Source organism: Myroides sp. C15-4 (assembly GCF_050522745.1).
Lineage (GTDB): Bacteria > Bacteroidota > Bacteroidia > Flavobacteriales > Flavobacteriaceae > Flavobacterium.
In genome coordinates this window covers 132565-145926 of record NZ_JBMVQX010000001.1, presented here as the reverse complement: position 1 = coordinate 145926, position 13362 = coordinate 132565, and the positions used below count along the sequence as shown (strand labels likewise).

Annotated in this window: 10 protein-coding genes; all 10 read left to right on the top strand. The window is 37.3% G+C overall.

Going from position 1 to position 13362, the window contains the following annotated elements:
• Positions 1-414 precede the first annotated feature (414 nt).
• The 10 genes from topA (at position 415) to ACPDHL_RS00670 (ending at position 13238) form a co-directional block, all read left to right on the top strand.
• The gene (topA, locus tag ACPDHL_RS00715) at positions 415-2946 is read left to right on the top strand and encodes a type I DNA topoisomerase (protein WP_430530894.1); all 2532 of its coding nucleotides are present in this window, start codon (positions 415-417) and stop codon (positions 2944-2946) included.
• A gap of 15 nt (positions 2947-2961) precedes the next feature.
• Positions 2962-4110, top strand: a complete 1149-nt coding sequence (locus ACPDHL_RS00710) for a formimidoylglutamase (RefSeq protein WP_430530893.1) — start codon at positions 2962-2964, stop codon at positions 4108-4110.
• Between the two features lie 128 nt (positions 4111-4238).
• Entirely contained in the window at positions 4239-5639 is a 1401-nt protein-coding gene (gene gldK / locus ACPDHL_RS00705; protein WP_430530892.1) for a gliding motility lipoprotein GldK, read from the top strand.
• A gap of 56 nt (positions 5640-5695) precedes the next feature.
• On the top strand, positions 5696-6367 hold the full coding sequence (gldL, locus tag ACPDHL_RS00700) for a gliding motility protein GldL (RefSeq protein WP_430530891.1): 672 nt from the start codon (positions 5696-5698) through the stop codon (positions 6365-6367).
• Between the two features lie 26 nt (positions 6368-6393).
• A complete protein-coding gene (gene gldM, locus ACPDHL_RS00695) occupies positions 6394-7959 on the top strand; it encodes a gliding motility protein GldM (protein ID WP_430530890.1) in 1566 nt (521 codons plus the stop codon).
• A 36-nt stretch (positions 7960-7995) separates the two neighbouring features.
• Entirely contained in the window at positions 7996-8883 is an 888-nt protein-coding gene (gene gldN / locus ACPDHL_RS00690; RefSeq protein WP_430530889.1) for a gliding motility protein GldN, read from the top strand.
• 67 nt (positions 8884-8950) lie between these two features.
• Complete coding sequence (locus tag ACPDHL_RS00685; protein WP_430530888.1) at positions 8951-10006, top strand: NAD(P)/FAD-dependent oxidoreductase; 1056 nt, start codon at positions 8951-8953, stop codon at positions 10004-10006.
• 5 nt (positions 10007-10011) lie between these two features.
• Complete coding sequence (locus ACPDHL_RS00680) at positions 10012-11928, top strand: ABC-F family ATP-binding cassette domain-containing protein (RefSeq protein ID WP_430530887.1); 1917 nt, start codon at positions 10012-10014, stop codon at positions 11926-11928.
• 102 nt (positions 11929-12030) lie between these two features.
• Positions 12031-12585 (top strand): hypothetical protein, encoded by a 555-nt coding sequence (locus tag ACPDHL_RS00675; RefSeq protein ID WP_430530886.1) that lies wholly within the window; start codon positions 12031-12033, stop codon positions 12583-12585.
• A gap of 14 nt (positions 12586-12599) precedes the next feature.
• Positions 12600-13238, top strand: a complete 639-nt coding sequence (locus ACPDHL_RS00670) for an alpha/beta hydrolase (RefSeq protein WP_430530885.1) — start codon at positions 12600-12602, stop codon at positions 13236-13238.
• Positions 13239-13362: the final 124 nt, after the last annotated feature.

Here is a 13362-nt window from a genome sequence, read left to right as displayed (position 1 = left end):
ACTTGAACCAGTGTTTTTGTAGGTATAGGCAAAGCATGGCATTCTTGTAGGTAAGAGGAAAGGAAAAGAAAGGAGCTAGGGAAGGAGTATATAAGGAAAGAAGGAAGCGAATAAGAGCGGTTTTTTTAGGGGAGTATTCGTTGAGATTTCTTTATTTAATGGTGTTTTGAATGTATAGCTAAAGTAAAATACACCCGAAGGTACGCGTTAATTACTTTTGTTTTTTTACTTTTGAGCGAATTTCTTTTTATAGGAGGCGTTTGGTAAAAAAAGTTTTTTTTTGGTAATCAACGTTAAAAAAGTGTAGATTTTTTAAATCCTCCGAAAGGATTTTAAGAGAAAGTATGAATAATATCGGTTGAAGTGGAAATATTAAGAAAAAACACATATTTTTGCTTCACAAAACAATGAAGTATGGCAAAGAATTTAGTGATCGTGGAGTCGCCTGCAAAGGCAAAAACAATAGAGAAATTTTTAGGAAAAGATTATCAGGTAGAATCGAGCTATGGGCACATTGCTGATTTGCCTGCTAAAGAGATAGGAGTAAATGTAGAAGATAATTTCAAACCCAAATACGAGGTTTCGAGTGATAAAAAAGCAGTAGTAAAAAAGTTAAAGGATCTTTCTAAAACAGCAGAAACTGTTTGGTTGGCTTCCGATGAGGACCGCGAGGGAGAGGCTATTGCCTGGCATTTGGCGGAAGAATTAAAGTTAGATCAAAATAAAACGAAACGCATTGTTTTTCACGAGATTACTAAATCAGCGATTTTAAAAGCCATTGAAAATCCCAGAGGAATTAATTACAATTTAGTAAATGCACAACAAGCGAGACGTGTATTGGACCGTTTGGTAGGGTATGAATTATCGCCTGTGTTGTGGAAAAAAGTGAAAGGCGGATTGTCCGCAGGACGCGTACAGTCTGTTGCTGTTCGACTGATTGTCGAAAGAGAAAAAGAAATCAACGAATTCAACGTAGAATCTTCTTATGTGATAACGGCAGAGTTTAAAACAGAAGAAGGAAAAGTAGTTAAAGCTCGCTTGTCGAAAAACTTTACAAGTGAACAAGAGGCGAAAGATTTTTTAAACCTTAATATAGGAGCGAATTATGCCATTAAGGATTTAGAAACCAAACCTGCAAAGAAATCGCCAGCTGCTCCATTTACAACGTCAACGTTGCAACAGGAAGCTGCGCGTAAATTATATTATTCAGTTGGGCAAACCATGATGTTAGCACAGCGTTTGTACGAAGAAGGATTTATTACCTACATGAGAACGGATAGTGTGAATCTATCTGAAGAGGCTACCAAAGCCGCTGCTGCGGAGATCACAAAATCTTACGGTGCAGAATATGTACAATCGAGAAGTTATGTAACAAAAAGTAAAGGAGCTCAGGAAGCGCACGAGGCCATTCGACCAACGAATATGGCGCTACATGCTGTGCCTTTGGACAGAGACCAAGCCCGTCTATACGACTTGATCTGGAAGCGTACATTGGCTTCTCAAATGAGTGATGCTAAATTAGAGCGAACCAATGTGAAAATTGGTGCTAATAAATACAATGACTTATTTGTTGCAACAGGAGAAGTGCTGTTATTCGATGGTTTCCTGAAAGTGTATTTAGAAGGTCACGATGATGAAGATGAAGAAGTAGAAGGTATTTTACCTCACCTAAGGGTTGGGGAACCGCTATTGTCTAATACTATGGTAGCAACACAACGCTTTAGCAAACCTGCTGCTCGTTATACAGAAGCTTCGTTAGTAAAAAAATTAGAAGAGCTGGGAATTGGTCGTCCATCTACCTATGCGCCAACAATCTCGACGATTATAGCGCGTAATTATGTGGAAAAAGGAACCACAGAAGGAAAAGAACGTCCTTATAAAGTAATGACCTTAGCGCAGGCTGCTGTTACAGAGAAGGTGCTTGTTGAAAAAACGGGGTCTGATAAAGGGAAAATGATACCAACAGATATTGGAATTATTGTGACCGACTTCTTAGTTAAGAATTTCAAGACCATTTTAGATTATAATTTCACAGCAAAAGTAGAGGAAGACTTTGATGCAATTGCTGCAGGAGAAGAAGATTGGGCCAAGATGATGCGCGAGTTTTACGACCATTTTCATCCAACAGTAAAAGATGTAGAGGAAAATGCAGAGCGCGAATCAGGTGAGCGCATCTTGGGAACGGATCCAGTCTCCGGTAAACCCGTTTTGGTTCGCCTTGGGAAGTTTGGACCTATGGCACAGATTGGGGATGCAGAGGATGAAAACAAACAATTTGCAAGTTTAGCACCAGATCAAAATATTGGTACCATCTCCTTAGAAGAGGCGTTAAAGTTATTCTTGTTGCCTAAAATGTTAGGCGAGTACAATGGAGAAGAGGTTGAAGTTAACAATGGGCGATTTGGTCCCTATGTGCGTGTGGGTAAGACGTTTATTTCACTGCCAAAAGGATTAGAACCATTGGATGTGTCCTATGAAACGGCATTAGGTTTTATTAAAGAAAAGGAAGAAGCAGATCGACCAATCGCTACCTATAAAGATTTACCCGTTCAAAAAGGAGTAGGGCGATTTGGTCCCTACCTAAAATGGAATGGAATTTTTATTAATGTTAATAAAAAATACGACTTTGACAATCTTTCGAATCAAGATGTAATTGAATTAATTGAAGATAAAATTCAAAAAGAAAAAGACAAGGTTATTCACGATTGGACCGAAGAGGGAATTCGCGTAGAAAAAGCGAGATGGGGAAGATCTGTGATCTTAAAAGGTAAGGTTAAAATTGAGCTTTCTAAAGATGTCGATGCGCAAGCGTTAACCTTGGAGGAAGTAAAAGCGATGATTGAGGCAAAAACACCAGCTAAAAAGACTAAAGCGGCAACGAAAAAACCTGCCGCTAAAACTACTGCAAAGAAACCTGCAGCGAAGAAAACGACAACAAAGAAATAATTGAATAGAGAAGGTATGTTAGAGCTTTTACGTCCAGTTAGTGTTGAGTTTAGGAATTATATAGACGGATTACCCAGTCAAAGTTTGGGTAAGAAGGTTCATTTTCACTCAGGCGGAGATTTCGATAAGTATGATCAATATAAGATTGCAATTATCGGAGTGACGGATAACAGAGGATTAGCCTCTGATGTTGAAACGGTTGATTTGATGAAGGTTCGAAAATCGTTCTATACGTTATTTCCTGGCAATTGGCATGTTCGAATCGTGGATTTAGGAGATATAGCACCTGGAGAATCTGTTGAAGATACGTATTTCTTGTTGGGGAAAGTTATTGCAGATTTAGTTAAAAATGGAACGATTCCCGTTGTGATTGGTGGAAGTCAAGATTTAACATATGCTTTGTACCGAGGCTATGACAAATTAGAACAAATGGTCAACTTGGTTTGTATCGATCACAAATTAGATGTCGCTAAAGATGGAAGTCACCCTGCAGAAAGTTTTTTGTCGAGAATTATTCTAGAAGAACCCAATAATTTGTTTAATTTTTCAAATTTAGGCTACCAAACGTATTATAATTCGCAAGAAGAGATCGATTTAATTGAAAGTTTATACTTTGAAGCATACAGAGTTGGCGAAATTATTAATAATATTGCACTGGCAGAACCCGTTTTACGTGATGCGGATATTGTAAGTATCGATATTAATGCTGTAAAGTCGAGTGATTCTGGTAATTTTACGACATATAATCCCAACGGATTTGATGGACGAGAAATATGTTCTTTGGCTCGATACAGCGGTTTAAGTGACAAGGTTAGCACTTTTGGAGTGTTTAATTACAATAATCAAGTAAACGAAACGTTATTATTGGGACAACTGTTGTGGTATTTTATAGAAGGTGTTAATTACCGTTATAATGAATACCCTTTTGCTTGTAAAGATAATTACATCAAGTACATAGTGCCATTTGATGACTATGAAAACTTAGTATTCTACAAGAGTGATGTTTCGGGTAGATGGTGGATCGAGGTGAATGTTGGTGGGGGTGTTAACGAAAAGTTAATGAAGAAAACTTTGTTGCCATGTAGTTATGAAGATTACCAAAATGCCATTGCTCAGCAACTACCTGATAGGTGGTGGAGAGCATTTAAAAAGAGTTTAGTTTGACTAAAAAAAATTTAACATTTATATATGTTAAATATAAACTAAATTTTTTTTAGCTTTGTTTTTGAAAATTAAAAATAATTGAATACGTTTACATTTTTAAGAAGTATATAAGAAAACCTAAATAATATATGAAGAAGATCATTACGTTAGGAGCAGTTTTAGCTTTGGTATGCAGCTGTGGTACTGGAGATCGAGGTGAGTTGTTAGGAGGAACAGAAGGAAAGAGATGGTCAACTACGAAGCCTCATGGTATGTCTTTAGTTCCTGGTGGGACTTTTACAATGGGACAATCAAACGAAGATTTCCTTGGTGCACAGGATGCTCCAACAAAAACGGTAACGGTTGGTTCGTTCTATATGGATGAAACTGCAGTTACAAACAACCAGTATAGAAAATTCGTTGAATGGGTAAAGGATTCGGTTATCCGAACTCGTTTAGCTATTGCAGCTGATGATATGGGGTTAACTCCCGATGGTGGTGGTATTGGTGCATATGCATTTTTAGACAATGAAGAGAATCTAGATCGCATGACGCCTTATCAAAGATATATGTATGAGAACTACTACAGCATGGATAGCAGTGATGATATGTATGCTGGAAGAAGATTAAACAAAAAAGTAAATCTACCTTCGTCTGTAGATCGTTATCCAGATGAATACTATGTAGAGGTTATGGACTCGTTGTACATTCCAGCTTCGGAAACATATAATGGGTTGGGTATGTTTGATGCATCTAAACTTAGCTTCAAGTACACCTATGTGGATTTAGAAGGAGCAATGAAAGATAAAGGCGTAGATCCTCGTGGAAAACGCAACAGACACCTAAAAACAGAAACATTGTTGATCTATCCAGATACAACACGTTGGATTAAAGAATTCCAATATTCTTACAACGAGCCAATGCACAATGATTATTTCTGGCATGAAGCTTTCGGAGAATATCCAGTAGTAGGAGTAAACTGGCACCAAGCAAGAGCATTTGCAGCGTGGAGAACCTTGTACAAAAATACATTCTTACGTTCAAAACGCATGCCTTCAGAAGTACATGAGTACAGATTGCCAATGGAAAGCGAATGGGAATTTGCAGCTAGAGGTGGTTTAGAAGGAGCAATGTATCCTTGGGGTGGTCCTTACACAACAGATGAAAAAGGATGTTTCATGGCTAACTTCAAACCAAGTCGTTTTGATTATGCAGCGGATGGAGCTACTTATACAGCTGAAGCACGTGCATATCCGCCAAATGGATATAATCTATACAATATGTCTGGAAACGTTGCTGAATGGACGAGTTCACCTTATGACTCATCGTCTTATGACTTTATGTCAAGCTTAAAACCAAAAAATATCAGATCTGAGACACCATTAAAAGTAATCAGAGGAGGATCTTGGAGAGACCCTGCTTATATGTTACAAGTGGCAACTCGTGATTCTGAATATGCAGACTCGGCTAGATCATATATCGGATTTAGATTAGTACAATCTGTTTCTGGATCGATGTCAAGAAGCAACGCCGCTAAAATGGCAAGATAATTTTGAACCAAAACAATTATAGATTATAGACAAACAATTAAAACAATTAAAAAATTATGGCAATACCTAAAAAAGTAATGAACTTCTGTTATGGAATGGGGGCTTCAGTTGTAATTATCGGTGCATTATTTAAAATTACGCACATGGAGTTAGGTCCAATTAATGGAAATAATATGCTAACTTTAGGATTGGTTGTAGAAGCTCTTATTTTTGCGATATCTGCTTTTGAACCAGTTGATGACGAGTTAGACTGGTCTAAAGTTTATCCCGAATTAAAAGGCGGAGAACCAACACAAGTTAGAGGTGGCGGTAGTGGTGCTGTAGGATTTGTAGGTGGAGGAACTGAAGAGCAAGGAATGTTATCTAAAAAATTAGATGATTTACTTAAAGAAGCCAAAATTGATGGTGAATTAATGAATAGCTTAAATAGAAGTATCAGAAACTTTGAAGCAGCATCGAAAGAAATCGCTCCAACAGTTGATTCAGTTGCTTCTACAAGAAAATACGCTGAAGAAATGTCATTGGCTGCTGCTCAATTAGAATCTTTAAACTCAATGTATAAAGTTCAATTGGAAAGCGCAACGCGCAATGCTGAGATCAATAAAGAAGTTGCTGAAAATAACATCAAATTAAAAGAGCAAATGTCTGCTTTGACAGGCAATCTAGCTTCTTTAAACACAGTTTATGGAGGTATGCTTTCTGCAATGGGTCACCGCGGTGCTAATTAATTTATAATCAGATAAAGTTATAAATAATGGCAGGAGGAGCAAAATTGACGCCTAGGCAAAGGATGATTAACCTTATGTATCTTGTGTTCATCGCGATGATGGCACTTCAGATGTCAAAGGAGGTTTTATCAGCTTTTGGTATGGTAAACGACAAATTTGAATCGTCGAATATTTCGGCGATAGATAATAATAGCAATTTATTAGGAGGTTTAGAAGCTAAATCAGCAGATGATCCAACTCGTTTTGGCGAGCCTTATAAGAAAGCTAAGCAAGTAGCAGCAGTAACAAAAGAGTTTTACGATTATGTTGCCGTTGTTAAGAAACAAATTACAGATCCTTTAGAAGAGCAACGTGTGGATGGTAAATTACCAGCAGAGCGCATGGAAAAAGGCGATGTAATTGATCAAGCCTGGTTTAAAGGTGATAAATATTCTGCAGAAGGAGAAGAGTTTATCGGAGCAATTGAAAAATACAAAAGCACAATCTTAGAAATTATTGGGGATGACGTGAAGTTTATTCCAATCGTTTCAGAAGTGCAAAATAGATTTGATATTTCGGATGTAAAAGATGCTGAAGGGGTAGTCAAACCGTATTTAAATTACAATTTCCAAGGGTTTCCTGCAATTGCGTCTTTAACGAAGTTATCGACAATGCAAAATGATGCGATGATTATTGAGCATGATTACTATAACGTATTATTAGGTAATACATTAAGTCAAGCGGCTTCAATGCGTAACTATGCTGCAATTGTAATCCCTGAAAAATCAGCTTTCTTTGCTGGAGAGCAGTTTAAAGGAAAAGTTGTATTAGGACGTTATGATAAATCTACAGTTCCTACTGAAGTAGTGGTAAATGGACAAAAAGTTGATTTAACTCAAGCTTTAGAAGATGGGCAAGTAAACCTGAGCTTCGGTACAGGTAACGTTGGAGAACATGATGTAAAAGGTAAATTTACGTTCATGGAAGATGGAAAACCAGTTGAAATCGATATCAAAGGAAACTATGTTGTAGTGCCAAAACCGAATTCAGCGAATATCTCTGCAGATAAAATGAACGTGGTATACCGCGGGGTTGTGAACCCAATGACTATTTCATTTGCTGGTATTTCTGATGATAAAGTAGTAGCAAATGCGCCTGGTTTATCAAAAGGTGGAAAAGCAGGGCAGTATAATATGCGTCCGCAAGCAGGTAGAGAAGTTACAATTAACGTATCTGGAAAATTACCTGACGGATCAACTGTAAGCGACAAAAAAGTATTTAGAATTAAAGATATTCCTGCACCTCGTGGTACAGTTCGTGGTGAGTATGCTGCGAAAGGTCCTAAGTCTAACTTAGAGATCGTAACGATTGGTGCAAAATTAGAAGATTTTGATTTTGAATTAGGATTAACAGTTACAGGATTTGTATTGCAAGTTCCAGGACAACCATCTGTGGTCGTTCAAGGAAATAGAATGAATGACAGAGCGAAAGCTGCAATTTCAAAAGCAAGACTAGGAGATGTAGTGGTTATTTCTGATATCAAGGTGCGTTTAGATGGTGCGGGTGATTACGCATTAAAGAAAACAGCTCCTTGTACATTCGAAATCATGTAATTTCGAAATAAATAATAGAAGAAAACTTTGAATAATATGAACTGGAAAAAAATTTCACTATTTGTAGCATTTTCGATATTCTCATTGCAAGCATCTGCACAAAAAAACTTGTTAAATGCTAAGTCAGCAGAAGAAATCGGAATTAAAAGTATTCAAGATATATACGTACAAAGCGAAGGGCCAATTCCATACGGGTATGTAGCAGATAAGGATATCCTATTTGGTATAAAAGTATGGGAAAACATTTCTCTAGAAGAGAAAGCAAATGAGTCTTATTACTATCCAATCGAAGAAGTTTCGGGCGATGGAAGAAAATCAATGTTCCAAGCTTTGATTGACGGTATTAAGTCTGGAGCTATCACAGAAGTATATGATGATAGTGACTTTAAAAGAAAAAGAACGTTAAAGGAACTTGAAACATCTTTCGTTAAAATTGATACTACAGATGCTGGTATTGAATACTATAATGCTGGTGAAAGAATTCCAGAAGAATATATTCAACGTGTAGAATTACGTCCATCTGATGTAAAATCGTACCACGTAGTAGGGATGTGGTATTTTGATCGCAATGAAGGTCAGTTGAAATACCGTCTTTTAGGTATCGCGCCAGTAGTAGTAGATTTGTATACCAAAGGTGCAGAAGTTGAAAACGCAGTAGAACTTTTCTGGATTTTCTTCCCAGATGCTAGAAATACCTTGTTCGAAGCACAAGTATTCAACTCTAAAAACCCGATGAATCCAATGAATTTTGATCATTTGTTAAACGCAAGACGCTTTAGCTCTACGATTTATAAAGCAGATAATCAATACGGAGATTCACGTATTAACGATTATATCAAAGGTGGGGAGTTAAGTCAATTATTTGAAGGCGAGCGCATCAAAGAATTGATCAGAAACCTTGAAGATGATTTATGGAATTACTAATTTTGTAATTACTAATTTATAAAGCTCTTATCTAAATTAGATAAGAGCTTTTTTTATTATTTGACCTATGGTGGATTATATTGTTGTTGGAACAGGATTAGCTGGAATTGCTTTTACTGAGAAATTAGCCCAAGAAGGAAAAACGTTTATCGTGATCGATGCAGAAGAACGATCGTCCTCCTTAGTTGCAGGAGGGATGTATAATCCTGTTGTTCTAAAGCGCTTTACTGATGTTTGGAAGGTCAAAGAACAACTTACTTTAGCAGAAGTTTTTTATCCTGCACTGGAGGAGAAATTACAGATTTCATGTTGGCATCCTATGGCATTATACCGTCGTTTGGCTTCTATTGAAGAGCAAAATAATTGGTTTCAGGCCGCAGATCGTCCCAATCTAAATGCTTTTTTATCTCCCGAAATTGAAAAGAAGCAATTAGATGGAGTAGATTTGCCCTTTGGATTAGGTAAAGTGATGGCAACTGGTTATTTGGAAACCGATGATTTAATCCCTGCTTATCGGCAATATCTGACCCAATTGGGATGTTATAAAAAAGAATCGTTCGACTATGCGGCTTTGCAATATGATGAGCAAGGTATTTCATACAAAGGTATTCAGGCACACCGCATTGTTTTTGCGGAAGGTTTCGGTTTATTGCAGAATCCTTTTTTTAATACGCTACCCTTAGATGGTACCAAAGGAGAGTTGATGATTGTGAAAATACCAAACTTAAACTGCGATTTTATGCTAAAAGCAGGGGTGTTTTTAATTCCAATTGGAAACGATCTTTATAAAGTAGGAGCCACTTATAATTGGGAAGACAAAACAGATGATCCTACGCCGGCAGGTAAAGAAGAACTTTTGGAAGGATTGCGTAGTTTTATTACGCTCGATTTTGAAGTAGTCGAACACATGGCGGGTATTCGGCCAACTGTGAAAGATAGACGCCCTTTGTTAGGTAGAAGTATAGAATCTGACCGTATTCTCGTTTTGAACGGCTTGGGAACGCGAGGAGTCTTGCTTGCGCCTTATTTGGCTGAGCAATTATACAATTACATAGAAAAAGATATAGCGTTGGAGGAAAATATATCCATTCACCGCTACAAAAAATTTAAATTAAAGAAGTAGTATTTATGTTGAATATACATAATTTGTCTGTTTCGTTTTCAGGAGAGTTTTTATTTGAAAGCGTTACATTCAGAATTGGAGCTGGTGACCGTGTTGGTTTAGTGGGGAAAAATGGAGCTGGAAAGTCAACGATGTTGAAACTTTTATCTCGCGATATGGAACCTGATACGGGTAGTATCGCGATGGAAAAGGAACTTAAAATAGGATTCCTACGTCAGGATATTGATTTTATTCCTGGAAGAACGGTACTAGAAGAAGCCTACCAAGCCTTTGTAGAAATTAAAGAAGTTGAAGCAGCGCTGGATCGCGTCAATAAAGAATTAGCTGAACGTACGGATTATGAATCGGAATCCTACAGTGAGTTGATTGAGAAATTGAGTGATTTAACCCATCGTTTTGAAATTATTGGGGGATATAACTATGTCGGAAATACTGAGCGCGTACTCCAAGGATTGGGTTTCAAACGTGAAGATTTTGATAATCTTACTGATACATTCTCTGGGGGGTGGCGCATGCGTATCGAATTAGCTAAGCTCTTGTTGCAAGATAATGATGTACTATTACTCGATGAGCCAACCAACCACTTGGATATTGAAAGTATCATCTGGTTGGAAAACTTTTTAAAAGGATATCCAGGCGCTGTGGTAATTATTTCCCACGATAAAATGTTCTTGGATAACGTAACAAACCGCACCATTGAAATTTCATTGGGTAAGATTTACGATTTTGATAAGCCGTATTCTGAATACTTGGTATTGCGTGAAGAATTACGCGAAATGCAATTGGCTGCTCAAAAAAATCAAGCTAAAAAAATAGAGGAAACAGAGAAATTGATCGAGCGTTTCCGCTACAAAGCAACAAAAGCGTCCATGGCGCAATCGCTAATTAAAAAACTAGATAAGGTTGAGCGCATTGAGGTTGATGAAGATGATAATGCTGTGATGAATATCTCCTTTCCTGTAAGTATTGATCCTGGAAAGGTCGTATTGGAAATGGAGAATGTTACCAAGCGTTTTGGCGATAAAGTAATCTTTAAAGACGTGAATTTCTTGATTGAGCGCGGAAGTAAAATTGCCTTCGTTGGACAGAATGGACAAGGAAAGTCTACGTTGATCAAAGCGGTAATGAAAGAATTTGAATACGAGGGGTCAATTAAAGTGGGACACAACGTGCAAATTGGCTATTTTGCGCAAAATCAAGCGGATTATTTAGATGGCGAAAAAACGCTTTTAGATACCATGCTGGATGCTGCTACAGATGGCAACCGCGTCAAAGTTCGCGATATGCTAGGTGCTTTCTTATTTAGAGGAGACGATGTAGAAAAGAAAGTAAAAGTATTGTCAGGGGGTGAGCGAAATCGCTTGGCTTTATGTCGTATGTTACTTTCACCTATCAACGTATTGCTAATGGATGAGCCGACGAATCACTTGGATATTAAGTCGAAAAACGTATTGAAACAGGCGTTGCTAAATTTTAAAGGAACCTTGATCTTAGTTTCCCACGATCGTGATTTCTTACAAGGATTAACCAATTTAGTCTACGAATTCAAGGATCAAAAAATCAAGGAATATTTAGGTGATATCAACTACTTCCTAGAGGAACGCAAGGCGCAAAATATGCGAGAGATCGAGAAGAAAAGTGATAAACAAGAGCCTCAAGTGGTCAAGGTAGAAGAGAAGAAAGCAGTAACCTTGTCTTATGAAGATCAGAAAAAACAAAAGACGCTGCAAAATCGATTGAGTAAAATTGAAAGCGAGATCAGTGATTTAGAAAAGAAAATTGCCAAAGACGATGAGCGTTTAGCTGTAGATTACGAAAAACTTATGCAAGATGAAGCGTTTTTTAGCGCATATGAGAAGAATAAAAAGAAAGTAGAGGGATTGATGCAGGAATGGGAAGATATTGCTGCAGCACTGATGTAAATAAAGATAAAGAAAAGGTTTGTACAAATGGTACAAGCCTTTTTTTTTGTATTTGTGTTTATTACGTGTTTTTTTGTTTACATTTAGTAGAAAATAAACAACATGAAACGCATTTTATACCTTACTTGTCTAAGTACATTAGGACTGTGGAGCAGCGCTACTATCGCTCAGTCTAAAGAAAAAATAAATCCTTCCGCTGTGGCGGAATCTACGTTTAATCTAGCCGATTTGAATCGACACAATTATTCCTATGTGATGGAGATTGAGAATAAGGTATATTCAGGTTATAGTAGCTTGGGATTAAATCCTAAAATGATCAAAGATGTTATGTTGGAAAAGGGAGCTTTTGCACTAGATGGATTTACTTACGATCGCAAAATTAAAATAGAAACCAAGGATGCCAAACAACTACAATTGCTCACCTTAACAGAATGGCTAAAAGATGCTGGATTAGTGAATGAGAATGTAGTTTTTATGATTAATCAAGCTGTATTGAATGTTAAGCCTCAATATGTGTTGATAGATAAAGATTACATCTTAGACTCTGAAGTGATTGTTTTGGATCAATTGGGCTTTGAAAAACCGGTTACAGTAGTCAAAATACGCACCAAAATCAAAGAAAATTTGAAGATAGGTGTTTCCCATAAAGCGAAATAAAGAGAAAGGGAAGCATGAAGGAGGTCTATGTACTTAGTGGACTTGGAGTAGACCATCGTGTTTTTGAGCACTTTCGTTTCGAAAACATGAGGGTCACCTTTTTGGCCTGGGTACTACCAGTAAAACATGAATCTTTAGCTGCTTATGCCAAACGCATGGCACAGCAAATAACAACAGCACATCCCATACTTATTGGGTTGTCTTTTGGAGGAATGGTGGCTATCGAAATTGCGAAAATTCTCGCTGTACAAAAAATAATATGTATCGCTTCTGCGAAAGAAAAAGCTGAAATACCTCTATTGTTTCGTTTATTAGGGCGATTAAAAGTACACACCCTACTGCCTACTGCATGTTTAAAGCGAAGCAATAGCTTGACGTATTGGTTTTTTGGGGTGCATACGCAAGAGGATAAAAAATTGCTAAAAGCTATTTTGGACGATACAGATCCTGTGTTTCTTCGATGGGCTATTGATGCTATTCTAACCTGGAATAACACAACTATTCCATCGAATGTTCTGCATATTCACGGCGATCGGGATCGATTATTGCCGCACCGACTTGTGACTGTGGACTACTCTATTGTTGGTGGAGGACACTTTATGACAGTCAACAAGGCAAGTCAAATCGAGGCTATTATTTCAGCACATTTGTAATCAAAAATACCGTTTATTTATCAGATGTCCCCTAACTTTTTATGGACTCAATACCTTTTTTTCGGAGTTGTAATGAATTGTTAAGTGTTTAGTATAGCACTTGCGTTTATTGTATCTTTAATAG